We start from the raw sequence: 26,464 nt of genomic DNA, 5'->3' as shown, positions 1-26,464 counted from the left end.
GCGGGTGGCTCAACGACAGGCCGAGGGTGGCCGGGCGATGCCGACTATTCGTTGCCAGGGGTTTCCTCATCCTGCTCCGAATCCGGCTCCGAGCCGACCGACGACTTGATGTTGCGCGACGGCACGATGGTGGAGATGGCATGTTTGTAAACCATCTGTGACACCGCGTTGCGCAGCAGCACCACGAACTGATCAAAGGATTCGATCTGGCCCTGCAGCTTGATGCCGTTCACCAGATAGATGGAAACGGGCACACGCTCTTTTCGCAATGCATTGAGAAATGGTTCTTGTAGTGTCTGGCCCTTCGCCATTTTTTGGTCTCCGTCGTTTTCGGGCATGGGAGGCGTGTTGTCATCCATAGTTTGAAACTTTAGCACGAGTCATGCCAGTTCGAGCGCCCTGGCAAGCGTGTCGTGAATGTCGTCAATAATCGTCGCCGTGTCCGCATCGAACCAGCGCGGCCGGTGGTCCCGGCGCAGCCAGGTCAGCTGCCGTTTGGCCAGCTGCCGGCTGGCAAATATGCCGCGCTGCACGGCTTCCTCGTAGGACCATTCGCCGGCCAGGTAGTGCCATAGCTGGCGGTATCCAACCGCGCGCATCGCCGGCATTTCCCGATTTAAGTCGGGGCGGCGCTGCAGGTTTTCAACCTCCTCGATGAAGCCCTGGTCCAGCATCGCGTGAAAGCGCGATTCGATGCGCTGATGCAGCCTTGCCCGGTCCCCCGGTACCAGCGCCAGCCGCACCGCGCCGGCGGCCACCGCGTCGGTTTGTCGGTCGCCCTGGATATCGCTGGCTGGCCGGCCGGTCAGGGAAACGATCTCCAGCGCCCGCTGGATGCGCTGACCGTCGTTGGGATGCAGCCGCCGGGCCGTCACCGGATCCTGCTTCACCAGCCGCGCATGCAGCTGCGGCCAGCCGTGGCGTTCGGCATCGGCGGTCAGCTCGGCGCGGATGGCAGCATCCGCCGGCGGCAGGGGCGACAGGCCCTCGGACAGCGCCCGGAAGTAGAGCATCGTGCCCCCCACCAGCAGCGGCACGCGGCCGGCGGCGTGGCTGCGGTCGATCTCGCGGCGGGCATCGGTGGCGAAATCGGCGGCGGAATAACCCTCGGCCGGGTCGCGAATGTCCACCAGTCGATGCGGCACCCGCCGGCGAACCTCGCTGGACGGCTTGGCGGTGCCGATATCCATGCCGCGGTAGACCATCGCCGAATCAACGCTGATCAGGTCCACCGGCAACCGCTCCGCCAGCGCCAGGGCCGCGTCGGTCTTGCCCGACGCGGTGGGGCCCATGAGGAAAACCACCGGTTTTTCGGTTTCGGGTTGCGAGTTTCGGGTTTCGGGTTTTGTCATCGCCTCTGGCGTTTCGGTCCTGAAACGCGAAACGCGCAGCCTGCCTACTGGCCGCGCATGAAGATACGGTCGAGATCGGCGATATCCACCTGCACCCAGGTCGGCCGCCCGTGATTGCAGTGACCGGCCCGCTCGGTGCCCTCCATGTCCCGCAACAGCGCGTTCATCTCGGCCAGGCTGAGCCGGCGCCCGGCCTTGATCGCCGCCCGGCAGCCCATGTCCGCGAGCAGCTCATCCTGCATCCGGGCGATACGGCCCGGCCCGTCCTCGGCCGCCAGGTCCGACAGCAAATCGTGCACCAGTGCCGCGGCATCCACTTCGCCCAGCAGAGTCGGCAGCGCGCGAACAGTGACCCGGTTGGGGTCCTGGCGATCCAGTTCCACCCCCAGCGCCGCCAGCTCCGTGGCCGCCTGCTCGGCGACATCGGCTGCGGCCTCGCCCACGTCCACCACTTCCGGCACCAGCAGCGGCTGACTGATCAGCCGGCCCTCGCCCAGCGCCGTCTTCAGGCGCTCGTAAAGCACCCGTTCGTGGCCGGCATGCATATCCACCAGCACCAGCCCCTGGGCATTCTCGGCCAGGATGTAGATGCCGCGCAGCTGGGCCAGCGCATAGCCCAGCCGGGGCGTGGCCGGCGCCTCGTCGGGCGACGCGGCGGCCACCGCGGTAGCCCGTGTCGAGGCCGGCTGCTGGAACGCATACGTGGCGGCCGCCTCGCTCAGGCCCAGGCCCCGCTGACGGATCGGCGCCGAGCCGGCGGTCCCGGCTTCATGGCGAGGCGCCGGCGCCGGGTCGAACGAGGTCGGTAGCGGCACGTAGTGGGCCTGATCGTGCCCACCCTGCGCCCGGAGCGCCTGCTTGAGGCTCTGGTGAACGAAATCATGCACCTGCCGCGACGCCCGGAAGCGCACCTCGGCCTTGGCCGGATGCGCGTTAACGTCGACCCCGGCCGGATCCATCGACAGATACAACAGATACGCCGGAAACCGCTGGTTGTGCAGCACATCCTGATAGGCGGCACGTACGGCGTGGTTGAACAGCCGGTCCTGGATCAGCCGCTGGTTGACGTAGCTGTACTGCAGATCGGCCCGGGAGCGGGAGAACCCGGGGGTGGCGATCCAGCCGGTCAACTGCATGCCGGCGGCGGTTTCCGAGAGCGCCACCGCGTGGGCGAGAAAGTCCTGGCCGAACAGGCGAGCCACCCGGTCCTCGCGCTCGGCCGCGGCGGTCGCCGGCGCCAGCTCCAGCACGGTCTTGCCGTTGTGACGAAGCGTGAACGCCACATCGAACCGGCTGGCCGCGATACGGCGAACCACTTGATGGGCATGCCGGAATTCGGTGGCCTCGGTGCGCAGGAACTTGCGCCGCGCCGGTACCCGGGCGAACAGATCCCGTACCTCGACCGTGGTGCCCGGCGGATGCGCAGCAGGACGCACCGGCGGCGGGTCATCGTCGCCCACCCCCACCGCGCTGAAAGCTTCGTCCGCGTCATGCGGCCGGCTGGTCAGGATCAGATCCGACACGGACGCGATGCTGGGCAGGGCCTCGCCCCGAAAACCGAGACTGGCCACCCGTTCTAGTTCGTCCAGGCTGGCGATCTTGCTGGTGGCGTGGCGGGCCAGCGCCAGCGGTAGCTCCTCGCGGCCCATGCCGCGGCCATCATCCCGGATCCGGATCAGCCGCAGGCCGCCGCATTCCAGATCGACGCGGATATGGCCGGCCCCGGCATCCAGGCTGTTCTCCAGCAGCTCCTTGACCACGGACGCCGGCCGCTCGACCACCTCGCCGGCGGCGATCTGGCTGATCAGTTGCGGGGGCAGGACGCGAATGCTCATGAACGGGCTTCCGGGGCTCGGCGATCGGTATGACACGGCAGTGCGCGGGCCGCCGCGTGAACATCGCCGAGTATGCCATCCCGGCGGCTGTCGCCTGCCTCGCCTGGGGGACCCGCAATCGGTCAGTCGGTGTCGTTTCCCAGTTCCCGCAACAGCCGTGTCAGCGACAGCCAGAAGGCCTCGTCATCGCGATAGCCGGTGATGCGCCCGAGTTCGCGGCGATCCCGGATCAGCACGAAGGTGGGTGCGACTTCGACATCGGCTTCCAGTGCCAGGTCCTCGGGCGGCGGTTCATCCAACGGCAACCGCTGGATCGGCGCGCGGCGACCCTCCTCCGTGTTGTCGTAGATACGGCCGACGTCCCGCTCGAACTGGATGCAGGGCTGGCAGTCGGGCAGCTCGAACATCAGCAGTCGCGGCTCCGCCGCGGGGGCCGCCGACCGCCAGGCCAGACCGGTCGCCAGCACCGCCAGGCCGCCGGCGGCGGCCAGCCACGACAGGATCGGTCGCAGCCTCATGGACGGATGTAGGCGAAGCCGCGCTCGTTCTGCAGGCGGGCGATTTCCGCCACCCCGGAGGCCACCACCTCGACGCCGAAGTGCAGATCAGCGGGATCGATATCAAGCGCTTCCAGGGTATTACCGCAGGCCAGGAAGCGGATGTCCTTGAAGCTCAGCGACTCCACCAAAGCACTGTAATCATTGCCGTTATCGTCTTTCGCGCCGCTGCGCAGGAAATCGACGCCACCAGCCAGCGCCACCACCGCGATCTCGATGCCGTCATCGGCCGCGCGATGGTTCTCCAGATTACGGATCGCCCCGGTCGCCCGGGCGCTGTCGCTGAGGTGATAGACCACGCCCGCCCGGGAGTCGGCCGCCGCGGCCACGCCACCGGCGCCGAGCAACAGTCCCGCAGGCAACAGGCCACCGAGCAGGCGGCGGCGGGTGGGATGGACCGAAATCGCTTTCATGACGGGGCTCCGCAAGGCTGAACGTATGTTCGACCACGGCGCCGGAAAATTGACGCCGCGAAATCGACTGTGATAACAGTACGGATACTCGCACGGGTATTACAAGCAACCCGGCGCGACGATCCCGGGTGATCGAAACCCGGGCATCGTCCCGGCACCCGCCGGATGCATCGCAGGAGGAGAGATTGCATGCAGACTGCACCCAAGCCGTACTGGAATCCCTATATCGCCGGCGGCCTGCTCGGCCTCGGCCTGTTGCTGACGTTCGTGCTCACGGGGCACGGGCTGGGGGCCAGCGGCGCCACCACCGCCATCGCGGCCAAGACCAGTCAGACCGTGGCCGGCAACGCGGCCGAATCCAACGCCTACTTCGGACGCATGCTGTCCGACGGCTACAACCCGCTCAATTTCTGGATTACCTGGCAGTTGATCGGCCTCGCCGTGGGCGCATTGATCGGCGCGCTGACCGCCGGCCGCTTCCGTCTGCAGTTCGGCGGCCCGGATAAACTCGGCCGCGCCAAGCGCGGCGGTCTCGCCCTGCTCGGAGGCATGCTCGCCGGTTTCGGCGCCCGTCTGTCGCTGGGCTGCACCAGTGGGCTGGGGCTGTCCGGCAGCGCCACCCTGGGGGTGGCCGGCTTTCTGTTCCTGATCGGTTTCTTTGCCACCGGCGCCGGCGTCGGCCTGTTCATGAAGAGGTACTGGGCATGAGCTTCACCATCGGTATGTATAGCGTGGCCACCGCACTGGTCTGTGGCCTGATCTTCGGATTTGCGCTGGAGCGGGCCGGCTTTGCCAGCGCCTGCAAGCTGACCGCCCAGTTGCGTTTCCGCGACTGGACGGTGTTCAACGTGATGTTCACCGCTATCCTGGTGTGCGCCTTCGGGCTGTTCATCCTGGAGATGACCGGGTTCATCTCGAAGAACGAGATCTACATCCCCTCCGCCTTCATCTACGCCACCCTGCTCGGCGGCGCGGGCGTGGGGGCCGGCATGGCCGTGGGCGGCTTCTGCCCGGGCACTTCCGTGGTCGGTATTTTTTCCGGTCACATGGACGGCGTGGTGTTCTTTCTGGGCCTGATTCTGGGCACCGTGGTGTTCGCGGGCGTCTACAACGCGGTCGAACCCATGCTGACCGCCCTGCCCGCCCCGGAAGCCCAGACGGTGCCGGAACTGCTGGGGCTGCCCACCATCGTGGTCCTGCTGATGCTGACCGCCGTGGCGGCCGGCGTGGGCTACTTCACCACGCGCACACCCAAGCCGAAGCAGCGCGCCACCGACACCGGCGGCCAGACGGCCGAGCCCGGCAACGCCTGATCCCATTCGTACCGACTCGAGGACACTGACGATGAAACAGTCTGGCAATAATGCCGGTCGCCTGACGGCACAACTCTCGGCCCTGGCCCTGGCTCTGGGCAGCGTGGCGCCCATGGCCGGCTGCTCCTCGGAGCAGGGCGATGCATCCAGCGCGGATTCGCAGAAGACCGCGTCGGAGAAACCCGCCAATCCCTGCGCCGGCGCCACCGGTCAGCGGCCGAGCAACCCCTGCGCGGGCGGCTGATCCGGCATTGACGGTCGCGGTGGCGGACAAGCGGCGTCGGCAGACCGCGGCGCGCACCGCGATCGACCGCATGACCACGCTGGCCCGTGACGGTGCCAGCGTGGTGTCCGCCGTCATGGGGGACGCCGCCGAGCCCGGCGAGTGGACCCACTACCCGCCCCGGGACGCTCGCGATACCGCCTCCGGGTACCGGTTCTTCTACCATTGCCACCGGGACATGCCAGCCGCCTGGGGCGAACACGGCCACTTCCATCTGTTTGTGCGGGCCGGCGCCGCCGACGCGGACGAACGCGAACCGTTGACGCATCTGGTGGCCCTGTCGGTGGACGCCCGCGGACTGCCGTTGCGGGTTTTCACCACCAATCGCTGGGTGACCGACGAGGTCTGGCAGCCGGCCCCCGACGTACTGGACGCGCTCGACGGCTTCCGTGTCGCTCCGCCCACCGCCGAACTGCTCGCGGTGGCCGACTGGCTGGCGGCAACGACAGTATTGTTGCGGCCACAGATCGAGCGCGTCATCAAGGCCCGCGACCAGCGACTGACAGACCTGGCCAGCCGGGGGCCGCGGCCCAATCTGCTCGACGACCGCCGCCTGCATGTGCTGACGTCCGAGCCCGTCTCGCTGGCAGACAGCGTGGCGGCACTGGATACCTGACCACGCCCGACCCATGGTGAACCCGATGAAACAGCCGTTGATCACGCTTGCCGCCGCCATGCTGCTGAGCGCCTGCGCGCCCACGCAGGCGGCCACGCTGCCCGGTCCGCTGGTCGACGCCCAGTGGCTGCAGGCGCACCGCGACGGCGTCACCGTCGTGGATGTCCGCAACTGGCTGGACGGTTTCACCCAGCCACCGGAGTACGACACCACCGAGGACGGTCAGCGCTACGTGACGCAGGTGGGCGGCCACATCCCCGGCGCACGGTTGCTCGATTACGCCCGCGTGCGGGTCGAGCGGGACGTCCGGGGTCACAAGATCGGCGGCCGGGTCCCGGAGGCAAGCGCATTTCAGGCGCTGATGCGCGAGGCCGGCGTCGATGGCGACCGTCCCATCGTGATCACCAATCCCGGGCAGAGTACGGCCGAGATGGATGGGGCCGCCCGGGTTTACTGGACGCTGAAGTATTTCGGCGAGGACGAGGTTGCCATCCTCAACGGCGGTAACGCCGCCTGGCTGGCCGCCGGTTTCGAGGCCAGCACCGACGCCGCGGCCACCAGCGGCGGCGACTGGACAGCGGATGAACCCCGCGCCGAACTGATTGCCGAGTACGAAGATGTGGCCGGGGCGCTGGAGGACGGCGCCACGCTGGTCGACGCGCGTACCGCCCAGCAGTTCCTCGGGGTATCGAAGAAATCTTCGGTCAAGGCCGCCGGCCATCTGCGCGGCGCCCACAACCTGCCGCTGGATCTGCGCACCCGCAGCCAGGGCCCGGCCGCGATGTTTCTCGGCGCGGACGAGTATCGCCAAATTTTCCGGAAGACGGGCATCGACGCGAAGCCCGGCACCATTACCTACTGCAATACCGGTCATCTGGCATCGGGCGCCTGGTTCATCGTCAGCGAGATCATGGGCGTAGACAACACCCGTCTCTATGACGGGTCGATGCTGGAGTGGACCACGCTGGGCGGCAAGGATGTGGTCGGCCTGAGCGACTAAAGCCCACCGCGGCTATTCCAGAACCGCCTGCTCCATCTCCAGGTAGACGCTGTAGGCATTACCGCGATTGGCGGCCTCGAATGCCGGCTGGTCGGCGAAGCGCGACCAGTCGGTGTTGGCATAGGCCTGCTCGAACGGCACAAAATTCTCTACCGCCGCGCGCATTCGCTCACGCAGGAAGCGGATGTAGTCACGGGTCAGGCGGATATCCTCATCCAGGTCACGCGACACCCGGCCGTGGCCGGGCACCACGATTGTCGGCGCGGCGTCCTCCATCTGCTGCATCGCGGTCAGCCAGCCCCGGGTATCCCCATCCTCGACGAACGGAATGCGTCCGGCCGCGTAGATATCGCCGGCAAACATCAGCTGTTCGTCCGGCACCAGCAGCATCAGGTCGTCGCGGGCATGAGCGAAACCGGCGCTGATCAGCACGAACTCGACCCCGCCCATGCGGAACGACATGCGCTCGCCCCGCGGCAGCGCCAGCCAGCGGTCGGCCGGCACCAGCGGCGACTGATCACCCATCCAGGGACCCAGCATGTCCCGACGCTGATCCAGCCGGCGCCGGGCGCCATCGGAGGCCAGATAACGCCTTCCCTCGCCGCGCGCCCAAATGTCGGCGCCGATGTCGCGGAAGGCGCTCAGCCCGTACATGTGATCGGCATGGTAGTGACTGACGATCACGCGGCGAATGGGCTGCTCCGTCACCTCGCGAACGGCCTCGATCATCGCACGCCCCAGCGCCGGGGTACCCAGGGCGTCGAATACGACCACCCCGTCGTCGGTGACCACGAAACCGGCATTGCTCATGAAGCCGCGGTTGGCCCGGGAAACGGCGTCCAGTGCCCCGCGGAAGAACCAGGCCCGGTCGGTCAGGCGAACCGGCGTCAGGTCGATCGCCGCGGACGACGAACCGCTCGCCCCCGTTTGCCAGGACGCCGCCCACACAAGGGCTCCGATTGTGGTGAACAGCAGGCGTCGCGGGGTTTGCATCGATGGCTTCGTTGTGAGATACACTAGGGGGTATGAGTACATCGAGTGAGTGTCGTTCCGCAAGCGTTGCGGCAGTCGCTGGGTAAAGCAAGACAAGGCGCACGCGACAGGCGCCGCGAGCCATGGCGATAGGAGGCTGGAACATGGATCGAAGCAAGGTCCGACCGGGACGCATCCGGCCGGCACCGGAGAATTTTCTCGATGCCGACAGCCTCGACGCCATCCGGCGGGGCCAGATCGACGAGGATCGCCGGTCATTCATCCGCAAGAGCTTTCTGGCCGCCACCGCGGCCATGGCGGCGCCGGCGGCGATGGCAGCCGGTGACGGCGACGAGCACATCCTGAATCTGCCGCCCTGGAGCAAGAAACTCGGCTATCCCGTGGCCCACAATCCTTACGGGCAGCCCTCCAAATACGAATCCAATCTGGTGCGCCGCACCAGTCCCGGCCTGGCGGCCACCGATCAGGCCAACGTGGCCTTCAGCCCGTTGCAAGGCATGTTCGGCATCATCACCGCCAGCGGCCTGCATTTCGAACGCCACCATCAGGGCTGGGTGGATATCGATCCCGCAAAACACCGGCTGATGATCAACGGCCTGGTGGACAAGCCACGTGTTTACACCATGGACGATCTGATGCGCCTGCCCTCGGTATCGCGCATCCACTTCGTCGAATGCGGCGCCAATTCCGCCATGGAATGGGGCAACGCCGCGGTGCCCACCGTGCAGTACACCCACGGCATGCTCTCGGGCAACGAATACACCGGCGTGCTTCTGTCCACCCTACTCGAGGACGCCGGCTTCGACGAAAAGAAGGCGAAGTATCTGCTGGCCGAGGGCGCCGACGGATCCAGCATGACCCGCACCATCGACATCGAGCGGGCGCTGGACGATGCCATGGTGGCCTATGGCTCCAACGGCGAGATGCTGCGACCGGAAAACGGCTATCCCCTGCGCTTGGTGGTGCCGGGAGTCCAGGGCGTGTCCTGGGTCAAGTGGCTGCGGCGGCTGGAAGTTGGCGATCAGCCCTATGCCACCAAGGATGAAACCTCGCACTACGTCGACCTGATGCCGGACGGCATGCAGCGCCAGTACACCTCCATCCACGAGGCCAAGTCGGTTATCACTACCCCGTCCGGCGGCCAGAAGCTGCTGACACAGGGTTATTACAACGTATCCGGTCTGGCCTGGACCGGCCGCGGCCATATCAAGCGGGTGGATGTATCCGTCGATGGCGGCAGGAACTGGCATACCGCGCGCCTGGAAGAGCCGGTGCTGCCCAAGGCGCTGACGCGCTTCAACATCGACTGGGTCTGGGACGGCGGGCCCGCCATCCTGCAGAGCCGCGCCATCGACAGCACGGGTTTCGTGCAGCCCACTTACAGCCAGCTGCGGGACGCGCGCGGCTCGCGGTCGATCTATCACAACAATGCCATCCAGTCCTGGCAGGTCTCGGAGAACGGGGAGGTGGCCAATGTGCACGTGGGTTAATCGTCTCGCGCTGCTCGGTCTGTTGGCGGCCCTGGCCGGCTGTGGGGCCGACACGGCACCAGTAGCCGAGGCGGAGGCCGCTCAAACAGGCAACGACAACAAGCCGGACATGGCGGCCACCGAACCCTCGCCCAGCCCTTGGCAGGGCAAGTACGGCGATGTAGGCCGCGCCGCCACGGCGGCCGAGATCGACGCCTGGGACATCGACGTGCGCCCCGACTTCAAGGGCCTGCCACCCGGATCGGGCTCGGTCGAGGAAGGCGAGGAAGTCTGGCTTGCCCAGTGCAGCAGCTGCCACGGCGACTTCGGCGATTCCAACGAGGTCTTCACCCCGCTGGTGCTGGGCAACGTCACCGAGGAAGACATCGAAACCGGCCGGGTGGAAGCGCTCAATGATCCGGCACGGGTTCGCACCACCTTCATGAAGGTCAGTACCGTCTCGACCCTGTGGGACTATATCCACAGGGCCATGCCCTGGAACAATCCCAAGTCGCTGTCGGATGACCAAGTGTATGCGGTGCTCGCCTATCTTCTTAATCTGGCCTACATCGTCGATTACGAGTTTACGCTGTCGCACGAGAACATCGACGACATCCAGGCGAAGATGCCCAACCGCAACGGCATGACCCGCGATCACGGCCTCTGGAAAATCGACGGCGAGCCGGATACCGCCAACGTGGCCTGCATGACGGACTGTGACGACGAGGTCGAAATCCTGTCGTCGATCCCCGACTACGCCAAGGGGGCCAACGGCAATCTGGCGCAGCAGATGCGTCCCTACACCGCCACGCCCGGCATCGATACCGTCGAGGAAGCCGAAGAGGCCGGCGTGGAACCGGCATCAGCCGGCAACGAGCAGACCGCGACCGGCGACACCGCGCCCGCCCCGGCGGATGACGGCATGACCGCCGATACCGCCATGGCGCTGGCCGGCGAGTACGGCTGTACCGGCTGCCATCAGATGGACGGCAAGCTGGTGGGACCCGGTTTTGCCGCCATCAGCGACAAGTACGCCGACCGCGACGACGCCGCGGCCTATCTGGCGGACAAGATTCGCAACGGTGGCAAGGGGGTATGGGGCCAGATACCCATGCCGCCGCAATCCGATATTCCGGATGAGGACATCGCCGCCCTGGCCGAATGGCTGGCGAGCGGCGATTCGAATTAGTCTGGACTCACGAATACCGACAACGGAGTGATCAACATGGATTTCAAGCGACGAGTCATATTGAAGGCCGGCGGTGCGCTGGGCGTGCTGGCGGCCGCCGGCACCTGGCCATTGCAGGCCCTCGCGAAGTTCGCCCGCCCCGAGGACGCGTTCAAGGCCGAAGCCCTGGATGCCACCTTCGCGGCCCTGGGCGGCAAGCCCGAAAAAAGTGATCAGATCGATCTGGAAACCCCGGATATCGCCGAGAACGGCGCGGTGGTGCCGGTGTCGGTCACCAGCAAGCTGGCCGGCACCGAACAGATCTGGCTGCTGGTGGAAAAGAATCCGAATCCCCTGGCCGGCGGCTTCATGATTCCGGCAAACACCGAGGCTTTCGTGCAGACCCGCGTCAAGGTCGCGCAGACCTGTGACATCTACGCCGTGGTCAAGGCGGACGGCAAGCTCTACATGACCGCCAATGAAACCAAGGTCACGCTGGGCGGCTGCGGCGGCTGATCCCGCCACCGGCAATATCCGCTTAGCCACGTCAACGATTTCAGGAGGCCACCCATGGCTGGACGCATGCGCATTCGAGCCCAGAAGAAGGGCGACAACACCGAAGTGAAGGTCCTGATGCAGCACCCGATGGAGACCGGGCTGCGCAAGGACGATCAGGGCAATCCGATTCCCGCCCACTTCATCACCAATGTCACCGCCACGGTCGGTGATCGCACGGTGATGGAAAGCCAGTGGGGCGCGGCGGTATCGCAGAACCCCTTCCTGTCATTCCGTTTCCAGGGCGCCGAGAAAGGCGACAAGCTCAAGATTGCCTGGAAGGACAACCAGGGCGAAACCGCCGAAACCACCACATCGATTCGCTGAGCGATACGCCACTCGAGCCGGGAGATCGCCATGGCACGCAAGCCGAGACCACTATCCGCCCTGGCAACAGCCCTGTGCGGGCTGACCCTGTCTGCGGCATTCGCCCAGGACGACGGCACCTTCAGCGAATACCGCGAGATGTTCGGGGACGACAACCCGGCCGTATTCGTAATCGACGAAGGCGCCGCCGTCTGGACGGAAAAGCGCGGCCCCAATCAGGTGTCACTGGAACAGTGCGACCTCGGGCTCGGCCCTGGCGTGGTGGATGGCGCCTATGCCCAGCTGCCCCGCTATTTCGAGGACGTCGATCAGGTGATGGACCTGGAAGCCCGCCTTATCCACTGCATGGTGGAACTACAGGGCTTCGACCGGGCCGAGATCACCGCCGACCCCTACTCGGGACGCGGCGAGACCGACAGCACCCTCGAAGCGTTGGCCGCCTATGTCGCCAGCGAATCCGAGGGAGAGACCATCGACATCCCGCAGTCGCACCCGGCCGAGAAGCAGGCCTACAAGGCCGGCAAGGCGCTGTTCTGGCATCGCGCCGGCCCGTACGACTTTGCCTGCGCCACCTGCCACCGGCAGGACGACAAGCGGGTGCGGTTGCAGGACCTGCCCAACCTGACCACGGCCGACGGCGCACGGTCTTCCTATCCCGACTGGCCGGCCTACCGGATTTCGCAGGGCGTGGTGCGGACGATGGAATGGCGCATGCGCAACTGCATGCGTCAGCAGCGGTTGCCAATGCTCAAGGTGGGCTCGGAAGCCGCCGTCAGCATCATCACCTACATGGGCGTCAACGCCAACGGCGGCACCATGGCAGCCCCCGGCCTGAAGCGTTAGGAGCGGTCGCATGCGTACTCGTCAAACAGTTCTATCCGCGCTCGCCGGCCTGACCCTGGCGCTGACCGGCTGCAGCGAGAGCGGGCCCGACACCGCATCGACTGCGGCAGATGCCGACAGCAACGGCGGCAATGCCGCGGCCGAGGATTCCACCAAAGCCGGAACACCCGCGGTCGACGTCACCGCCATGCTCGAATCCTCGCTTGAGCCGCGAAACGGCGTCGGCATGGACCGGCTGGAACAGTCCGAGATGCAGGTCACCTGCAGCGAAGTCGGCGGCGCCAGTCCCGGCGGCGAGCAGGCCGAAGGCATTCGCGCCGCCGCCAAGGCAGGTGTGACCTACCCCGAGGACGGCAACTACCTCGGCGACTGGGAAGCCGGCGAGACCATCGCCCAGACCGGCACCGGCATGCAGTACAGCGACAATCCGGACGAGCCCAACGGCGGCAACTGCTACGCCTGCCACCAGCTCGACCCGGAAGAAGTCGCCTACGGCACGCTCGGCCCGTCCCTGACCAACTACGGTCAGCGCGGCACCAGCGAGCAGATACTCACTTACACCTGGGACAAGCTGTGGAATCCGCACGCGTTCAACGCCTGCTCCCACATGCCGCGGTTCGGCGACGCCGGCATCCTCACCGAGCAGCAGCTCAAGGACGTGATGGCCTATCTGCTGGACCCCGACTCCCCGGTCAACCGCAAGCCATAGGACATTTCCATGCAGCGTCGTGAATTTCTCGGCATGCTGGCGGCGGCTGCCGCAGCCGGCCTGCCCGTCCACAACCTGCGTGCCGCGGCACGTCCCGAAAGCGGCGAGTTCTACCATGTGCCGGCGAAGGGCAATGTGCACTTCCTGCACATGACCGACACGCATGCGCAGTTGCGCCCCGTCTACTTCCGCGAACCCGCGGTCAATATCGGGCTGGGCGGCGCGCGCAACCGCCCACCGCATCTCGTGGGCCAGCATTTCCTGAACGAATTCGGCGTCGAGCCGGGCTCGATCAATGCCCACGCCATGACCTGCCTCGACTTCGCCGAGGCGGCTACCCGGTACGGCCGGGTCGGCGGCTTTTCCCACCTGGCCACGCTGGTCAGGCAGATGCGCAGCGAGCGGCCGGACGCCATGCTGCTGGACGGCGGCGATCTGTGGCAGGGTTCGGCCACCGCGCTCTGGACCAGGGGCCGGGACATGGTCGACGCCAGCCTCGAACTCGGCGTCGACGCCATGACCGGCCACTGGGAATTCACCCTGGGCGACGAGCGGGTGCTGGAGCTGGTCGAGAATGACCTGGACGGGAAGATCGACTTCCTGGCCCAGAACGTGCGCGATTCCGGCTTCGGCGACCCGATCTTCAAAGCCTACACCATGCGCGAGATGAACGGCGTGCCGGTGGCCGTGCTGGGCCAGGCCTTCCCCTACACGCCGATCGCCAATCCCAGTTATTTGATGCCGAACTGGAACTTCGGCATCCGCGAATCCGATCTGCAGGACAACATCAACGCCGCGCGCGAGGAAGGCGCGCAGGTGGTGGTACTGCTGTCGCACAACGGCATGGACGTGGACCTCAAGCTGGCCTCACAGGTGACCGGTCTGGACGCGATCCTTGGCGGCCACACCCACGACGCCGTGCCCCGCCCGCAGGTAGTCGAGAACGACGGTGGCGAAACCATCGTCGCCAACGGCGGCAGCAACGGCAAGTTCCTGGGCGTGCTCGATTTCGACGTCGCCGACGGCAGGATCCGGGACTGGCAGTACCGGCTGCTGCCGGTGTTCGCCGACATGCTGCCGGCCGACCCCGACATGGATGCCTTGATCACGAGAATTCGCGAGCCCTACGCCGACAAACTGGCCGAAGAACTGGCGGTCACCGAGGACGTGCTCTACCGGCGCGGCAACTTCAACGGCACCTTCGACCAGTTGATTGTCGATGCCCTGATGGAGATGAAGGACGCCGACGTGGCGCTGTCCCCCGGTTTCCGCTGGGGTACCTCGCTGCTACCGGGCGATGCCATCACCATGGAACGGCTGATGGATCAGACCGCCATCACCTACCCCACCACCACGCGCAACGACATGACCGGCGAGCGCCTCAAGCTGGTGCTGGAAGACGTGGCCGACAACCTGTTCAACACCGACCCCTACTCCCAGCAGGGCGGCGACATGGTGCGCGTGGGCGGCCTGACCTATGCCATTGCGCCGACCGCCGAAATGGGCAAGCGCATCCGCGACATGCGCATCGACGGCGAGCCGGTGCAGGCGGACCGGAACTACCGGGTAGCCGGCTGGGCCTCGGTCAACGACATTCCCGAAGGCGAGCCCATCTGGGACGTGGTGGGGGACTGGCTGCGGGACAAGAAGACCATCACCGAGCGCGAACCCAATCAGCCGCGGATTATCGGCCTGGAGGGCAACAAGGGCATCGTTTGACCGCCTCTCCCCGTGCGGCGGCCGACAGGCCGCCACCCGGCTTTCCGGGTGGCGGCTTTTTTACGTGTGATCGACGCGCCTATTCCTCGCCGCCGTTGGCCACACTGGTGAGCAGATCGTCAATCGCACCCGGACTGCTGATGAGCTTGCCGAAGGTCAGCATGGTCAGGTCCGGATGCCAGATCGCCATGCGGAAACGCATGTGCAGGGCCTCGGCCTTGTTACCGGTCACGAGGATCTGATACGGCAGATAGGCGGTGGTCTTGGTGTTGAACTTCTCGTCCACCACATCCCGCAGAATCTTCGCGTCATTGGCATTGTCGTCCGCCACGGCGGCCCGCGATACGCCGAACAACGTCTGCTGGGCATCGGGAATATCGACTCGATAAACCAGATCAACCCCGCCGATGTTGGCCTTGATGTTCTTCTCCACCGTGGCCACGGCAGTTTCATAGCTGTCGAACTCGGCCAGTTCGTACGGGTCGTCGAAGTATTCCATGCCGAACATGTAGTGGTACTCGCGCAGGTCTTCCGCCGTTCTCTCCTCGTCGGTACCGAACAGCTTGCCCGCGCCCAAGGATTTCTTGAGCTGGGCCGCCACATCGGCCAGATCCGCGTCCATGCGGTAGGCAGCCGCCATGTATTCGGGATTCAGGTACACCACCTGCGAATACTCGCCGACCCGGGTCACGCTGGCATGCAGCACCGCCCCGTAACCGCCCTTGGCCCCGCTGGCGGCGGCCGCCGACTGCAGCGCCGGGGAGGTGAACCCGATCACGTGCGCGTTTTCGTAGGGGCTGTACTCCCCCACAACCTCGAAATCTCCGTTTCGAAGCTTGTTTTTGACCCGCTGCACTTCATCTTCCACCGAGGTCTTGTCGCCATAGGCCAGCACATAGGGCTGCAGCCCCTGGGCCAGCACCTGGCCACTGCCCAGCAAGCCCAGGCCCGTCATCAGAATGATCATCAAGCGTTTCATGTCTCTCCTCCCTTTGCACCATTGCCATGCTGCCGGCGTTCGCGGCAAACCTCACGCGACTCCGCAGCCATTATTACCCCCGCCTGTATATATCGAGGGAATGCATCGGCCAGCGTTTACGCTGCCGGAAGCCCAAGCCGACGATATACCGGTAGGGGTACAATGCCACGAATTTATGATACTGTTAATCGACCGATAAATATCCCCGATCGAAGTCGATTCTCCGGACGTCGATACGCGGTAAATCAAGACAGGATAACCCCGTCACGACGGGACTCGAGTGTACTTTCAGACCCGGATCGAAGCGGGCGACACGCGAACAATCAATGCAGGAGAGGTGCGATGAGGGAGACATACCAACGGGGACTCCAGGGCGCCATGCTGGCACTGGGCCTGATAACCACCGGCAGCGCGCTGGCCACCAACGGCTACTTCGCCCACGGCTACAGTGCCCAGCAACGCGGCATGGCCGGCGCCGGTACCGCGCTGGGTTCCGATGCCTTCGTCGGCTCGATCAACCCGGCCCTGCTTACCCGCGTGGGCGACCGGATGGATTTCAATTTCAGCCTGTTCAGCCCGATGCGGGACTTCACGGTCAAGAACGAACCGGACATCACGCCGGTCTCGGGTTCCGGCCTGTTCCAGATCAACCGACTGGACGAGGACGGCCGCCCCATGGACGAGGTGCGCAGCAAGCACGAGCTGTTCCCGATTCCGGGCATGGCGTTTTCCTGGCGCATCGACGACAAGTCCGTCTGGGGCATTACGGTCTACGGTAATGGCGGGCTGAATACGGAGTACGACCGCGGCCGGGCCACGTTCGCGGCCGGCGACGCCGCCCAGATCCTGCCGCTGCAGGAAACCTGTGAAGGCTCGTTCGGCGGCGGCGCCAATGTGGGGTCGCCCGGTGTGTTCGGACTCTGCGGCGGCGAGCAGTCCGACCCGGGCGTGGACCTGATCCAGCTGTTCGTGGTGCCCACCTACGCCCGCGAATTCGGCGACCGGCTCAGCCTGGGCATTTCGCCCATCTTCGTCGCCCAGCGTTTCCAGTCCTGGGGGCTGCAGGCGTTCGCCCGTTTTTCGGAGAACCCGGATCGGGTTACCAACAATGGCACCGAATTTTCCTTCGGCGGCGGTGCCCGGGTCGGCATGACCTACGAGCTGGCCTCCTGGCTGCGATTCGGCGCGTCGTACCAGAGCCGCATCGAGATGACGAACTTCGACGAATACCGCGGCCTGTTCCAGAAGGATGGCGCGTTCGACATCCCGTCCACATGGAATGTCGGCATCGCGCTGATTCCCTCGCACAACCACCGCATCGCCATCGACTACCAGCGGATCAACTTCAACGAGGTATCCTCGGTAGGTGATGATCTAAACCCCAACCAGTTCGTCAACGGCTGCGCCCGCCCGATCCTGCTGGGCGGACCGGTTGATTTCGACACCTGCCTCGGCGGTGAGAACGGCCCCGGCTTCGGCTGGCATGACGTGACCACCTACAAGTTCGGCTATGAATACCAGCGCGGTGACTTCACCTACCGGGTCGGTTACAGCAACAACACCCAGCCGATCCAGAGTTCCGAAGTGCTGTTCAACATCCTTGTCCCGGCGGTGCCGGAGCATCACTACACCGCCGGCCTGACCTGGCAGTACAGCAATCGCGTCGGGTTCGACTTCGCCGTGATGTACGCGGCCGACAACACCGTGACCGGCAAGAATCCGCTGAGCAACGTCGAGGGCGGCGCCCTGTCACTGCTTAATGGCGGCCCGAACTTCGGTACTGACCCGAACGACCAGGATATTGAATTGTCCATGTACCAGGTGGAGCTCACCTTCGGCGTGAACTTCCGGTACGACTGACCTCAGACCAACCGGCCCGGCCACCACGGCCCGGCCGAAACGATTCCTCCGTGCTCGCTGTCGGGCGGTTCGCCGCTCGACAGCTCTTTTTCGGCTATCGGGTTCCGGGACTCACCCCGGCCAGGATGCCGAACGGGCCCGTCGCTGACGGCGGCCCGCCGGCGGCTAGTCGTGGGCCTGCTCCCGCCCGGTAATCGCACAGAAGGCCAGATCGGTGGTGAGGTAGGTCCGGTTAGCCACCCGCTCGCCCAGCCGCGAAACTGCCAGCCGGTCCGCCACCGGTCCCTTGACCTCGGCCAGATGCAGAGTCACGTCGGCATGCGAAAGGTCCTCTTCCAGATGCTCCAGCATCTCCAGGCCGCTGGCGTCGATATAGCTCACGGCGGTCATCACCAGCAGCACATGACGGGCCTCGGGCATCGCGGTGAGATGCTGGGCGACGTACTCCTCCACCTGGGCCGCATTGGCGAAGTAGATGTTCTCGTCGATGCGGATCACCACCAGGCTGGGATCAGTCTCGACCACATGCCGGTTGACGTTGCGGAAGTGCTCGGTGCCCGGCACCCGACCCATGACCGCCATGTGCGGCCGGCTGGTTCGCCACAGGTACAGCGCAAGCGACAGGCCTATGCCTACCAGCAGCCCGAGCTCGATACCCAGCACGAATACCGCCACGAAGGTCACGGCCAGCGCCGCCCCGTCCGCGCGGTCATAGGCCCAGGTGCGCCGGGCGGTATCCAGATCGATGAGCTGGGCCACGGCCACCACGATGATCGCGGCCAGCACTGCATTTGGCAGGTAATGGAACCAGGCGGTGAAGAACAGCGCCACCAAGGCCACCAGCACCGCGGTGATGATGGCCGCGAGCTGGGTCTGCGCCCCGGCATCGAAGTTGACCACCGAGCGGGAAAACCCACCCGCCACCGGCATGGTCCCGGCCACCGCCGCGGCCATGTTGGTAATACCCAGGGCGGTCAGTTCCTTGTTGGCATCGATCTTCTGACGCCGCCGGGCCGCCAGCACCTTGGCCACGGACACGCTTTCCACATACCCCACCAGCGCGATCAGCACGGCGGACGGGAACAGTTCGAGCCAGCCCTCGGCGGCGAAGAAGGACAGCGACGGCCACGGCAGCCCGGCCGGGATCGCCCCCACCACCGCCAGATCATGGGCGTTGTCGGCACCGAGCAGCGCCGCAACAACGGTGCTGCCGATCACAACCGCCAGGGGCGCGGTGCGGGACGCCAGGGTCGCCGCGCGGGCCGACAGCCCCAATCGCTGGAGCAGGCGCACCAGCGGCTGACGGCCGAGCACCAGCGCCACGATCGCAACCACGCCGAATACCAGCGTCACCACGTGGAGCTGGTCCAGTTGCTGAACGAAGGCATGCAGCGTTTCCAGCGCATGGCCGCGCTCGAGATCGATGCCGGTCAGGTGCTTGATCTGGCTGGCCATGATCAGCACCGCCGCACCGCTGGTGAAGCCAGAGAGCACCGGGTGGCTGATGAAACTCACCAGCGCGCCCAGCCGGAACAGCCCCAGCACCAGCAGAATCAGGCCGGTCTCGGCGGCCAGGATCATGGCGCCGGTCAGCCACAGCGCCTGATCGCCGCCGGCGTAATGGCCCAGGGCACTGGCCACCATCAGGGCGGCGACCGCCACCGGCCCCACCGCCAGCGCCCGGCTGGTACCGAAGAACGCATAGACGAAGGGCGGCACGATCGAGGCGTACAGCCCCATCTCCGGCGGCAGGCCGGCAAGCAGGGCATAGGCCATGCCCTGAGGCACCAGCAGGATGGCGGTGATCGCCCCGGCGATCAGGTCATCGGTGCGACTGCCCCGGTCGGGCGCCACGAGGTGCTGAAACAGCGGCAGGAAGCGGGCCAGACGCATTACGCCCGACCCGTCATCTCGATAGTGTGACGTCGGCGATCGCTCACCGCCCGCAGGCGAGATTGGCCGGCACCGCCACATCCATCAGTTTCGGATCGGGCAGATCGAGGTTGTTCATGATGGCCGCGTATTCCTCGGCGCTCTTGCCGGCCAGACGCGGATTGTGACGGCGCTCCTCGGCGATCGACGACGCGGTGAAGCCCTTGTAGTCGTGGGCCGGGTAAACCAGGGTCTCGTCACCCAGGGTGAACAGCTTGTTCACGATGGAATCGTAGGACTTGTACGGGTCGCCGCCCTGGAAGTCGGTGCGGCCGGACCCCCGGATCAGCAGCACGTCGCCGGTGAACACGGCATCCTCCCGCTGACCGGCGCCATCCAGCACGAAACTGAAGGATTCATCCGTATGGCCCGGCGTATACAGCGCCTTGAGCCGCACCCCGTCGACATCGACGGTGTCGCCCTCGCGGACATGGTCGCTGACGCACTCGGCTTTGGTGAACTCACCCATCAGCGTCATGCAGTCGGTATGTTCGCGCAGATCGCCGAGAGCGGTAATGTGATCAGCATGGGTGTGGGTGTCGATGGCGCGCACCAGCTTCAGATCGAGCTGCTCGATCAGGCCCAGGTAGGCATCGGTCTGCTCCTTCACCGGATCGATGATCAGCGCTTCGCGGCCGCGGCCCGACGCGATCAGATAGGTGTAGGTGCTGGATTCCTTGTCAAAGAGCTGACGGAAGAGCATGTTCAACCTCCGGTTGATATATGCTTTAAAAGTATATCGATATTCTGTTAGCGTTAAGCTTAAGGATTCAGCCAGCGCAATTCAAGCGGCGAGGAGCGACCATGAGTCAGACAGGCGAACAGAAATCCCATGTCGTGGTGGTGGTCGGCGGCGGCGCCGGCGGCCTCTCGGTGGCCAGCGCCCTGCTGCGGCGGCAGCCCGACCTGGACGTCGCGGTGGTGGAACCGGCCAAGTGGCACTTCTATCAGCCCGGCTGGACGCTGGTAGGCGACGGTTCCATGACCGCCGAGCAGACCAAGCACCCCGAATCCGATCACATGCCGGACAAGGCCACCTGGCTTCGCAGCGCGGTGACCGGCTTTGATCCAGACAACAACCGGGTCACGCTGGAGAACGGCGATACGATCGGCTACAAGTACCTGGTGGTGGCCACCGGTCTGAAGCTGGACTGGAAGGCGGTCGACGGTCTGTGCGACACGCTGGGCGATAACGGCGTCACCTCCAACTACCGCTTCGACCTGGCCCCTTATACCTGCAAGCTGGCCAACGAACTCACCAGCGGCAACGCGCTGTTCACCCAGCCGGCCATGCCGATCAAGTGCGCCGGGGCGCCGCAGAAAGCGCTCTACCTGACCGCCGACACCTTCCGTCGGCGCGGAGTATCCGTGAACCTGGCCTTCTATAATCAGGGCGGCGCCATGTTCGGAGTGCCCGCCTACGCCCAGGCCCTGGACAAGGTGATTGCCAGCTACGGCGCTACCCCGCACTTTCACCATGATCTGATCGCGGTAGATGGCAAGAAGCAGAAAGCGACCTTCACCACGCCGGACGGGGACGTCACCCGCGATTTCGACATGCTGCACGTGGTCCCGCCCCAGTGCGCCCCGGACGTGATCCGCAATAGCCCACTGGCCGGCGACGCGGGCTGGATGACGGTGGACAAGAACAGCCTGCGCCACACGCGTTTCGAAAACGTCTGGGGTCTGGGCGACTGTACCGACACCCCCAATGCCAAGACCGCCGCCGCCGTGCGCCAGCAGTTTCCGGTGGTTACCGGCGGCATCCTGCATGCGCTGGGCCACGGCAACGGCGGCCGTGATTACGACGGCTACGGCGCCTGCCCGTTGACCACGTCCCGCGGCAAGGTCCTGATGGCGGAGTTCCGCTATGGCGGCGAGGTGGTATCCAGCTTCCCGATGGACCCGCGGGTACCCCGCTCCCTGCAATGGGGCGTCAAGCGCTACTTCTTTCCCTGGCTGTACTGGAACGTCATGCTCAAGGGCATCGACCTGAGCTGGCCAGGCCACAAGCCGCAGCCGGCACTGACCGCGATCGGCAAGTGAGGCGACAATCGCTCAGCAACGGCAGACACCAATCATGACCACGGCTAACGCCGACCTGATTCGAACCATGCGGGTGTTCGCGTGGATCGACCTGCCCATCGTGACGGTGATGGCCATTCCCGGCCTGTCGCACGGCTTGGTCAACCTGATCGGCACCATCGATGCCCTACTGGAATTCGGTAACGGCGTGGGCGCGTGGTCGCCCATGGCCTATCTGTTTCTCAACGTGGCCGGGGTTCTGGGCGTGCTGTGGGCGCTGATCCGACTGGGCCAGCCCGACAATCTGTCGCTGGTGCGGCTGGATGCCTGGGGCCGGCTGGCCGTCACCGCGCTGGTGATCGGCTACGTTGCAACCGGCGCGGTAACGCCGGTATTGCTGGTGTTCCTGGTCAGCGAGCTCGTCGGGGCCGCGTTCGAATTCCGCGCGCTGGCGCGGAGCCGGTAGGCCTCAGCCGTAGCGGGACAGCAGGTCGGTAGCGAACTGCAGCCGCTGCTTGGGATCGTCGTCCGGTGACAGATTGGCGCAGTCGAGTTCCCGCTCCATCACGCAGGACAGCATGTTGTAGAAGGAACGGTCAAGCGCGCGGCGGGCTGCCGACATCTGCTGGGCCACCTGCTCGCAATCGGCCTCGCGATCGATCATCGCCTGGATGCCACGCAACTGGCCTTCCACCCGCTTGAGCCGCGAGATCAGGGCCGCTTTCTTGGACGACCACTCCGCCTCGAGTTCCGGCGGGATCGTGGTCGTTGCAACTGAAGACTGCATTTGCACTCCGGTGTATAGGCGCAATACTCCAACGAGTATAACAGCGGCCCGGCCGGCAAGTCATGACATGCCGGTCACGGCCACCAGCACCCCTACCGTCAGAATTCCCAGCCCGGTCAGGCGGTTGAACCATGGCGCAACGCAATAGCCGGACAATCGACGGGCAAATCCGAACCCGGCAACCGCCCCCAGCACCACCTGGCCGATCAGCATGCCGTCACCGATGCGCCCGAAGGCCCAGAACCAGCCCGCCCCGGCCAGGCCGGTGACGATCATCAGGAACAGTGTCGCCGCCAACGTCTGACGGGCCGGCAGTCCGGCTACCCGCGTCACCAGCGGTCGGCTCAGCGCGCCGCTGCCGGCCCCGAACAGTGCGCCCGCCAGCGCCGCCGCCGCGCCGGTGATCAGCAGCTTGATCCGGGCCGCCATCGACAACGCCACGCTGGCCAGCTGCCCGGCCGGCAGCCGCGGCACGTTCAGGAAAAGACCGGCCCGCAGCCAGGGTTTTTCCGCAACCCGGGGCCAGAGCGCCAGGCCGGCCAGACTGGCGGCCAGCGCGAACAGCCCCGACCACAGGGCCGGCGGCAGCTGCGTGAGCAACAGGGCACCCAGCGGCGCGCCAATCAGCGCCCCGCCGCCCAGCCACAGCGACACGCCGGTATCCAGCGCCCGCGAGCGGGCGCCGTCGCCGGCACCCACCGCCCCCACCAGCGCCCCGGCGCAAAGGGCAGCGATCACCGCCATCGGCGGCGACAGCCCGGCCCCCAGCATCAGCAGGCCGACACCGGCCAGGCCGCCGCCGGCGGGCGTCAGCCCCACGGCCAGTCCGAATACAATTCCCCACAACACCGTTATCATGCGCGCTGAATCCTGCTGTCTGCGTCCAACACCGGGTAGCTCATGCCAACCGACATCGTGAATTTCACGCCCTGGTCCGCGCTGGCCGGCGGCGCCCTCATCGGTCTCGCCGCCACGCTGTTCCTGCTGGCCAACGGCCGTATCGCCGGGATATCCGGCGTCCTGCATGGTGCCGTCCGTCAGGCCGAGGGCCGTGGCTGGCGGCTGCTGTTCATGGCGGGGCTGCTGGCCGGCACCGGCCTGTACGTCGCGCTGTTTCCGGGCGACCTCGAGCCCCGCGAAGGCTACCCCATGTGGCTGCTGATCGTCGCGGGGCTGCTGGTGGGCGCCGGTACCCGCTGGGGTGCCGGCTGCACCAGCGGCCATGGCGTGTGCGGCATCGCGCGCTGGTCGCGGCGCTCGATTGCCGCCACCGTCGCCTTCATGGTGATCGGGGTAATCAGCGCCAGCTGGCTGCGCCACCTGCTGGGGGTCTGACCATGGCACGCCATCTGATTGCATTGATTGCCGGCGGCATTTTCGGTTTCGGGCTGTCGCTGTCGCACATGGTGGATCCGAACAAGGTGCTGGATTTTCTCGACCTGCCCGGCACCTGGGATCCCAGCCTGGCGCTGGTGATGGGCGGGGCGCTGGCGGTGACCGCCGTGACCTTTCCGCTGATTCTGCGCCGCCCCATGCCGCTGTTCGACCAGCGCTTCCACATGCCGACCACAACGGCCGTCGACACCCGGCTGCTGGGCGGCGCCGCGCTGTTCGGGCTCGGCTGGGGATTGTCCGGCTACTGCCCCGGTCCGGCGCTGGGGGCGATCGTGGTCAACTGGCAGGAAGGCGTGCCGTTCGTGGCCGCAGTGGTGATCGGCGGGATGGCGGTCGACTTCTACGAACTGTCGCGCACCGCGCGGGCCACCGTGGACGGCTGACCGGCGCGCGCTACGACGCGGAGGCGGTGACCTGTGCGTCTGAAGGCGGCGGAATGCGCAGCTCGGCGCCGATCCGGATGACATCCCGGCTGAGCTGATTGGCCTGACGTATGTCGGCCACGCTCACGCCGTAGCGCGCTGCAATACCCGACAATGTTTCCCCGGGGCGCACCTCGTGCATGCGCGCCCTGGCCAGATCGCGTCCGTCGCCGGGCCGGTAGCTGGCCACATAGTCGCGAATGCCGGACAGCATCGCCTGCGCGAGCTGGCGGCGATGGGCGCCGTCGCGCAGCTCGCGTTCCTCGCCCGGGTTGGAGATGAAGGCCGTTTCCACCAGCAGCGAAGGGATGTCCGGGGACTTGAGCACCAGGAAGCCGGCCTGCTGCACCTCGTGCTTGTGCAGATCGTTGATCTGGCGGATCTCGCGAAGTACGCGCCCGCCCACGTCGAGACTGGCCTCGATGCTGGCGCCCTGGGACAGATCGAGCATGAACGAGGCCAGATCGGCATCCTTGTTGCGCAGCGTGACGCCGCCAACCAGGTCGGCCGCGTTTTCCTGCTCGGCCAGCCAGCGGGCGTGTTCGCTGGTGGCCCCGCTACGCGACAGCACGTACACGGAAGAGCCCTTCGCGCGGCGATCCCGGAAGGCGTCGGCGTGCACCGAAATGAACAGATCGGCCCGCGCTTCCCGCGCCTTGTCCATGCGTTCACGCAGACCCACGTAATAGTCGCCGTTGCGGATCATCACCGGCCGCATGCCCGGTTCCGCGGCAATCAGCCGTTCCAGCTCGCGGGAAATCTTCAGCACGATGTCCTTCTCGCGCGTGCCGCTGGGGCCGACCGCACCCGGGTCCTCGCCCCCGTGACCGGCGTCGATGGCCACGACGAACTCCCGGCCGCCGTAGTGCGGCTCGGTCGCCTCGGGCTGCCGCTGGGGGTTGCTCGCGCCGTTTTCCAGATCCAGCACCAGGCGGTGACCGTACTTCTGATTGGGCTCGAGGGTAAACATGTTGGGGGCAACCGGTTCCGCCAGATCGAGCACCAGCCGCAGATCATCGCCGTTGCGCACGCCACTGCGCACCTGCCGGACGAATCCCTTGCCTTCGAAGTCCTTGGCCAGCGCCTCGGCACGGCGGGCATCGGGCACGTCCACCACCAGCCGGTCGGGGTTTTCCAGCCGGAACATGTCGTGCTTGAACGGGCCGGTCAGGTCGAAAACCACGCGGGTACGGTCGGGCGCCGCCCAGACGCGAACGTCCTGAAGCGTGTTGTTCTGGGCCCAGCCGGCGGCGCTGATCAGCGCTGCCAGGAGGGCCAGCGTTCGCCCGACATGCCGCATTGGCGTGTGCTCCCGCGAGCGTTTGACTGCCCAGGCTCCGGAAGCTACGCCGTTTTTTTAATCAATGCAAGATTTTTCTCATATTAAACAGCGGCTCCGGCGGCATACTTGAATTCCGACCTGAGGATGCACCGCTATCCGCAGGCCATCTGTGCCTGCCAGGCATCCAGCCAGACCCCGCCGGCCTCGCCGGCGGCGCCGGCCTGCAGATGACGCCCCTGGCCGGCATAGGCCAGCTGCAGCGTCACATCAGGCGGCGGCAACCAGCCCTCGCCGTTGGCAAACCACTCCACCAGCAGCCAGTCCCGCTCGCGATCGATATCGCGCAGCCCTAGAAAGGCCAGCTCTTCCGGATCGCTGATGCGGTAGAGGTCCAGGTGCAGTACCCGGAACTGTTCGAAGTCGTAGGGCTCGACCAGGGTGTAGGTGGGACTGACCACCGGCCCCGGATGCCCCAGTGCCTGCAGAAAGGCCCTGGCGAAGCTGGTCTTGCCGGCGCCCAGGCTGCCGGCCAGTGACAGGCAAAGCGGCCGCGGCGAGCGCGGCAATGCCGCCGCCGCCGCAGCCGCCAGCGACCGGGTGGCCGCCTCATCGGGCAGGTCCCGCTGCATG

Annotated in this window: 30 protein-coding genes; 17 read left to right on the top strand and 13 right to left on the bottom strand. The window is 66.1% G+C overall.

From position 1 onward, the window contains the following. Positions 1-44 precede the first annotated feature (44 nt). The 5 genes from hfq to RM531_RS04685 all read right to left on the bottom strand — a co-directional run bounded on the left by hfq (position 45) and on the right by RM531_RS04685 (position 4,157). A complete protein-coding gene (gene hfq / locus RM531_RS04705; RefSeq protein WP_311651971.1) occupies positions 45-311 on the bottom strand; it encodes an RNA chaperone Hfq in 267 nt (88 codons plus the stop codon). Positions 312-380: 69 nt separating this feature from the next. Further along, positions 381-1,352 carry a tRNA (adenosine(37)-N6)-dimethylallyltransferase MiaA gene (gene miaA / locus RM531_RS04700; protein WP_311657659.1) on the bottom strand — a complete coding sequence of 324 codons (972 nt, stop codon included), beginning with the start codon at positions 1,350-1,352 and terminating at the stop codon, positions 381-383. Positions 1,353-1,396: 44 nt separating this feature from the next. Next, complete coding sequence (gene mutL, locus RM531_RS04695; protein ID WP_311657658.1) at positions 1,397-3,187, bottom strand: DNA mismatch repair endonuclease MutL; 1,791 nt, start codon at positions 3,185-3,187, stop codon at positions 1,397-1,399. A gap of 122 nt (positions 3,188-3,309) precedes the next feature. Beyond that, on the bottom strand, positions 3,310-3,705 hold the full coding sequence (locus RM531_RS04690) for a thioredoxin family protein (protein WP_311657657.1): 396 nt from the start codon (positions 3,703-3,705) through the stop codon (positions 3,310-3,312). Next, positions 3,702-4,157: a DsrE family protein gene (locus RM531_RS04685; RefSeq protein ID WP_311657655.1), complete on the bottom strand. Its 456-nt coding sequence runs from the start codon at positions 4,155-4,157 to the stop codon at positions 3,702-3,704. Before RM531_RS04685 ends, RM531_RS04690 begins: the two co-directional genes overlap by 4 nt. A gap of 189 nt (positions 4,158-4,346) precedes the next feature. On the opposite strand from RM531_RS04685, the gene RM531_RS04680 reads away from it, so the two are divergent. The 5 genes from RM531_RS04680 to RM531_RS04660 are packed head-to-tail and all read left to right on the top strand — an operon-like array spanning position 4,347 to position 7,369. After that, positions 4,347-4,865 carry a YeeE/YedE thiosulfate transporter family protein gene (locus RM531_RS04680; RefSeq protein ID WP_311657654.1) on the top strand — a complete coding sequence of 173 codons (519 nt, stop codon included), beginning with the start codon at positions 4,347-4,349 and terminating at the stop codon, positions 4,863-4,865. Then, a complete protein-coding gene (locus RM531_RS04675; protein ID WP_311657653.1) occupies positions 4,862-5,470 on the top strand; it encodes a DUF6691 family protein in 609 nt (202 codons plus the stop codon). Before RM531_RS04680 ends, RM531_RS04675 begins: the two co-directional genes overlap by 4 nt. Positions 5,471-5,501: 31 nt before the next feature. After that, positions 5,502-5,714 (top strand): hypothetical protein, encoded by a 213-nt coding sequence (locus tag RM531_RS04670; protein WP_311657651.1) that lies wholly within the window; start codon positions 5,502-5,504, stop codon positions 5,712-5,714. Between the two features lie 7 nt (positions 5,715-5,721). After that, a complete protein-coding gene (locus tag RM531_RS04665; protein ID WP_311657650.1) occupies positions 5,722-6,369 on the top strand; it encodes a DUF6969 family protein in 648 nt (215 codons plus the stop codon). A gap of 25 nt (positions 6,370-6,394) precedes the next feature. Beyond that, the gene (locus RM531_RS04660) at positions 6,395-7,369 is read left to right on the top strand and encodes a rhodanese-like domain-containing protein (RefSeq protein WP_311657649.1); all 975 of its coding nucleotides are present in this window, start codon (positions 6,395-6,397) and stop codon (positions 7,367-7,369) included. Between the two features lie 12 nt (positions 7,370-7,381). Here RM531_RS04660 and RM531_RS04655 read toward each other — a convergent pair whose 3' ends face one another. Further along, positions 7,382-8,362, bottom strand: a complete 981-nt coding sequence (locus RM531_RS04655; protein ID WP_311657648.1) for an MBL fold metallo-hydrolase — start codon at positions 8,360-8,362, stop codon at positions 7,382-7,384. 143 nt (positions 8,363-8,505) lie between these two features. Between RM531_RS04655 and soxC the strand changes: the two genes are divergently transcribed. The 7 genes from soxC (at position 8,506) to soxB (ending at position 15,152) form a co-directional block, all read left to right on the top strand. Continuing rightward, complete coding sequence (gene soxC, locus RM531_RS04650; RefSeq protein WP_311657645.1) at positions 8,506-9,852, top strand: sulfite dehydrogenase; 1,347 nt, start codon at positions 8,506-8,508, stop codon at positions 9,850-9,852. A gap of 109 nt (positions 9,853-9,961) precedes the next feature. Further along, positions 9,962-11,020 (top strand): c-type cytochrome, encoded by a 1,059-nt coding sequence (locus RM531_RS04645; protein ID WP_432280501.1) that lies wholly within the window; start codon positions 9,962-9,964, stop codon positions 11,018-11,020. Between the two features lie 36 nt (positions 11,021-11,056). Then, a complete protein-coding gene (gene soxY / locus RM531_RS04640) occupies positions 11,057-11,515 on the top strand; it encodes a thiosulfate oxidation carrier protein SoxY (RefSeq protein WP_311657642.1) in 459 nt (152 codons plus the stop codon). Positions 11,516-11,569: 54 nt separating this feature from the next. Further along, positions 11,570-11,881: a thiosulfate oxidation carrier complex protein SoxZ gene (soxZ, locus tag RM531_RS04635; protein WP_311657640.1), complete on the top strand. Its 312-nt coding sequence runs from the start codon at positions 11,570-11,572 to the stop codon at positions 11,879-11,881. A 30-nt stretch (positions 11,882-11,911) separates the two neighbouring features. Beyond that, the gene (soxA, locus tag RM531_RS04630) at positions 11,912-12,724 is read left to right on the top strand and encodes a sulfur oxidation c-type cytochrome SoxA (RefSeq protein ID WP_311657638.1); all 813 of its coding nucleotides are present in this window, start codon (positions 11,912-11,914) and stop codon (positions 12,722-12,724) included. 10 nt (positions 12,725-12,734) lie between these two features. Next, a complete protein-coding gene (gene soxX, locus RM531_RS04625) occupies positions 12,735-13,433 on the top strand; it encodes a sulfur oxidation c-type cytochrome SoxX (RefSeq protein WP_311657637.1) in 699 nt (232 codons plus the stop codon). Positions 13,434-13,442: 9 nt separating this feature from the next. Continuing rightward, a complete protein-coding gene (gene soxB / locus RM531_RS04620; protein ID WP_311657635.1) occupies positions 13,443-15,152 on the top strand; it encodes a thiosulfohydrolase SoxB in 1,710 nt (569 codons plus the stop codon). 79 nt (positions 15,153-15,231) lie between these two features. Here the strand turns inward: soxB and RM531_RS04615 are convergent, their stop codons facing one another. After that, entirely contained in the window at positions 15,232-16,131 is a 900-nt protein-coding gene (locus tag RM531_RS04615) for a hypothetical protein (RefSeq protein WP_311657634.1), read from the bottom strand. A 342-nt stretch (positions 16,132-16,473) separates the two neighbouring features. Between RM531_RS04615 and RM531_RS04610 the strand changes: the two genes are divergently transcribed. Next, positions 16,474-17,991 (top strand): OmpP1/FadL family transporter, encoded by a 1,518-nt coding sequence (locus tag RM531_RS04610; RefSeq protein ID WP_311657633.1) that lies wholly within the window; start codon positions 16,474-16,476, stop codon positions 17,989-17,991. Between the two features lie 165 nt (positions 17,992-18,156). On the opposite strand, the gene RM531_RS04605 is transcribed toward RM531_RS04610, so the two are convergent. Together RM531_RS04605 and RM531_RS04600 are read right to left on the bottom strand one after the other, a co-directional pair. Continuing rightward, positions 18,157-19,884, bottom strand: a complete 1,728-nt coding sequence (locus RM531_RS04605) for a SulP family inorganic anion transporter (protein ID WP_311657632.1) — start codon at positions 19,882-19,884, stop codon at positions 18,157-18,159. Between the two features lie 43 nt (positions 19,885-19,927). Then, the gene (locus RM531_RS04600; RefSeq protein ID WP_311651837.1) at positions 19,928-20,626 is read right to left on the bottom strand and encodes an MBL fold metallo-hydrolase; all 699 of its coding nucleotides are present in this window, start codon (positions 20,624-20,626) and stop codon (positions 19,928-19,930) included. Positions 20,627-20,727: 101 nt separating this feature from the next. Here RM531_RS04600 and RM531_RS04595 point away from each other — a divergent pair, with 101 nt between their 5' ends. After that, the gene (locus tag RM531_RS04595) at positions 20,728-21,969 is read left to right on the top strand and encodes an NAD(P)/FAD-dependent oxidoreductase (protein ID WP_311657630.1); all 1,242 of its coding nucleotides are present in this window, start codon (positions 20,728-20,730) and stop codon (positions 21,967-21,969) included. A 34-nt stretch (positions 21,970-22,003) separates the two neighbouring features. After that, a complete protein-coding gene (locus RM531_RS04590) occupies positions 22,004-22,414 on the top strand; it encodes a hypothetical protein (protein ID WP_311657629.1) in 411 nt (136 codons plus the stop codon). Between the two features lie 3 nt (positions 22,415-22,417). Here the strand turns inward: RM531_RS04590 and RM531_RS04585 are convergent, their stop codons facing one another. After that, positions 22,418-22,735 (bottom strand): metal-sensing transcriptional repressor, encoded by a 318-nt coding sequence (locus RM531_RS04585; protein ID WP_311651840.1) that lies wholly within the window; start codon positions 22,733-22,735, stop codon positions 22,418-22,420. 60 nt (positions 22,736-22,795) lie between these two features. Further along, positions 22,796-23,593: a TSUP family transporter gene (locus RM531_RS04580; RefSeq protein WP_311657627.1), complete on the bottom strand. Its 798-nt coding sequence runs from the start codon at positions 23,591-23,593 to the stop codon at positions 22,796-22,798. Between the two features lie 42 nt (positions 23,594-23,635). Between RM531_RS04580 and RM531_RS04575 the strand changes: the two genes are divergently transcribed. Both RM531_RS04575 and RM531_RS04570 read left to right on the top strand, forming a co-directional pair. Then, complete coding sequence (locus RM531_RS04575; RefSeq protein ID WP_311657626.1) at positions 23,636-24,070, top strand: YeeE/YedE family protein; 435 nt, start codon at positions 23,636-23,638, stop codon at positions 24,068-24,070. Between the two features lie 2 nt (positions 24,071-24,072). Beyond that, on the top strand, positions 24,073-24,513 hold the full coding sequence (locus RM531_RS04570) for a DUF6691 family protein (protein WP_311657625.1): 441 nt from the start codon (positions 24,073-24,075) through the stop codon (positions 24,511-24,513). Between the two features lie 10 nt (positions 24,514-24,523). Here RM531_RS04570 and RM531_RS04565 read toward each other — a convergent pair whose 3' ends face one another. Further along, the gene (locus tag RM531_RS04565; protein ID WP_311657624.1) at positions 24,524-25,852 is read right to left on the bottom strand and encodes an N-acetylmuramoyl-L-alanine amidase; all 1,329 of its coding nucleotides are present in this window, start codon (positions 25,850-25,852) and stop codon (positions 24,524-24,526) included. Positions 25,853-25,986: 134 nt separating this feature from the next. Continuing rightward, positions 25,987-26,463 carry a tRNA (adenosine(37)-N6)-threonylcarbamoyltransferase complex ATPase subunit type 1 TsaE gene (gene tsaE, locus RM531_RS04560; RefSeq protein ID WP_311657623.1) on the bottom strand — a complete coding sequence of 159 codons (477 nt, stop codon included), beginning with the start codon at positions 26,461-26,463 and terminating at the stop codon, positions 25,987-25,989. Position 26,464 lies beyond the last annotated feature (1 nt).

Origin of the sequence: Spectribacter acetivorans (assembly GCF_031846305.1) — a bacterium.
GTDB lineage: Bacteria > Pseudomonadota > Gammaproteobacteria > Nevskiales > Salinisphaeraceae > Spectribacter > Spectribacter acetivorans.
This window is presented reverse-complemented; position numbering and strand designations above follow the sequence as displayed.

Excerpts from the sequence above, each read along its gene's own strand:
- RM531_RS04615 (WP_311657634.1), bottom strand. The coding sequence starts at position 16,131 with ATGAAACGCTTGATGATCATTCTGATGACGGGCCTGGGCTTGCTGGGC.
- tsaE (WP_311657623.1), bottom strand. The coding sequence starts at position 26,463 with ATGCAGCGGGACCTGCCCGATGAGGCGGCCACCCGGTCGCTGGCGGCT.
- soxB (WP_311657635.1), top strand. The coding sequence starts at position 13,443 with ATGCAGCGTCGTGAATTTCTCGGCATGCTGGCGGCGGCTGCCGCAGCC.
- RM531_RS04655 (WP_311657648.1), bottom strand. The coding sequence starts at position 8,362 with ATGCAAACCCCGCGACGCCTGCTGTTCACCACAATCGGAGCCCTTGTG.
- RM531_RS04645 (WP_432280501.1), top strand. The coding sequence starts at position 9,962 with ATGGCGGCCACCGAACCCTCGCCCAGCCCTTGGCAGGGCAAGTACGGC.
- soxZ (WP_311657640.1), top strand. The coding sequence starts at position 11,570 with ATGGCTGGACGCATGCGCATTCGAGCCCAGAAGAAGGGCGACAACACC.
- RM531_RS04595 (WP_311657630.1), top strand. The coding sequence starts at position 20,728 with ATGAGTCAGACAGGCGAACAGAAATCCCATGTCGTGGTGGTGGTCGGC.
- mutL (WP_311657658.1), bottom strand. The coding sequence starts at position 3,187 with ATGAGCATTCGCGTCCTGCCCCCGCAACTGATCAGCCAGATCGCCGCC.
- RM531_RS04590 (WP_311657629.1), top strand. The coding sequence starts at position 22,004 with ATGACCACGGCTAACGCCGACCTGATTCGAACCATGCGGGTGTTCGCG.
- RM531_RS04580 (WP_311657627.1), bottom strand. The coding sequence starts at position 23,593 with ATGATAACGGTGTTGTGGGGAATTGTATTCGGACTGGCCGTGGGGCTG.
- soxX (WP_311657637.1), top strand. The coding sequence starts at position 12,735 with ATGCGTACTCGTCAAACAGTTCTATCCGCGCTCGCCGGCCTGACCCTG.
- RM531_RS04690 (WP_311657657.1), bottom strand. The coding sequence starts at position 3,705 with ATGAGGCTGCGACCGATCCTGTCGTGGCTGGCCGCCGCCGGCGGCCTG.
- RM531_RS04685 (WP_311657655.1), bottom strand. The coding sequence starts at position 4,157 with ATGAAAGCGATTTCGGTCCATCCCACCCGCCGCCGCCTGCTCGGTGGC.
- RM531_RS04570 (WP_311657625.1), top strand. The coding sequence starts at position 24,073 with ATGGCACGCCATCTGATTGCATTGATTGCCGGCGGCATTTTCGGTTTC.
- RM531_RS04585 (WP_311651840.1), bottom strand. The coding sequence starts at position 22,735 with ATGCAGTCTTCAGTTGCAACGACCACGATCCCGCCGGAACTCGAGGCG.
- RM531_RS04675 (WP_311657653.1), top strand. The coding sequence starts at position 4,862 with ATGAGCTTCACCATCGGTATGTATAGCGTGGCCACCGCACTGGTCTGT.
- RM531_RS04610 (WP_311657633.1), top strand. The coding sequence starts at position 16,474 with ATGAGGGAGACATACCAACGGGGACTCCAGGGCGCCATGCTGGCACTG.
- RM531_RS04660 (WP_311657649.1), top strand. The coding sequence starts at position 6,395 with ATGAAACAGCCGTTGATCACGCTTGCCGCCGCCATGCTGCTGAGCGCC.
- RM531_RS04600 (WP_311651837.1), bottom strand. The coding sequence starts at position 20,626 with ATGCTCTTCCGTCAGCTCTTTGACAAGGAATCCAGCACCTACACCTAT.
- soxY (WP_311657642.1), top strand. The coding sequence starts at position 11,057 with ATGGATTTCAAGCGACGAGTCATATTGAAGGCCGGCGGTGCGCTGGGC.
- RM531_RS04605 (WP_311657632.1), bottom strand. The coding sequence starts at position 19,884 with ATGCGTCTGGCCCGCTTCCTGCCGCTGTTTCAGCACCTCGTGGCGCCC.
- RM531_RS04575 (WP_311657626.1), top strand. The coding sequence starts at position 23,636 with ATGCCAACCGACATCGTGAATTTCACGCCCTGGTCCGCGCTGGCCGGC.
- soxA (WP_311657638.1), top strand. The coding sequence starts at position 11,912 with ATGGCACGCAAGCCGAGACCACTATCCGCCCTGGCAACAGCCCTGTGC.
- hfq (WP_311651971.1), bottom strand. The coding sequence starts at position 311 with ATGGCGAAGGGCCAGACACTACAAGAACCATTTCTCAATGCATTGCGA.
- RM531_RS04670 (WP_311657651.1), top strand. The coding sequence starts at position 5,502 with ATGAAACAGTCTGGCAATAATGCCGGTCGCCTGACGGCACAACTCTCG.
- miaA (WP_311657659.1), bottom strand. The coding sequence starts at position 1,352 with ATGACAAAACCCGAAACCCGAAACTCGCAACCCGAAACCGAAAAACCG.
- RM531_RS04565 (WP_311657624.1), bottom strand. The coding sequence starts at position 25,852 with ATGCGGCATGTCGGGCGAACGCTGGCCCTCCTGGCAGCGCTGATCAGC.
- soxC (WP_311657645.1), top strand. The coding sequence starts at position 8,506 with ATGGATCGAAGCAAGGTCCGACCGGGACGCATCCGGCCGGCACCGGAG.
- RM531_RS04680 (WP_311657654.1), top strand. The coding sequence starts at position 4,347 with ATGCAGACTGCACCCAAGCCGTACTGGAATCCCTATATCGCCGGCGGC.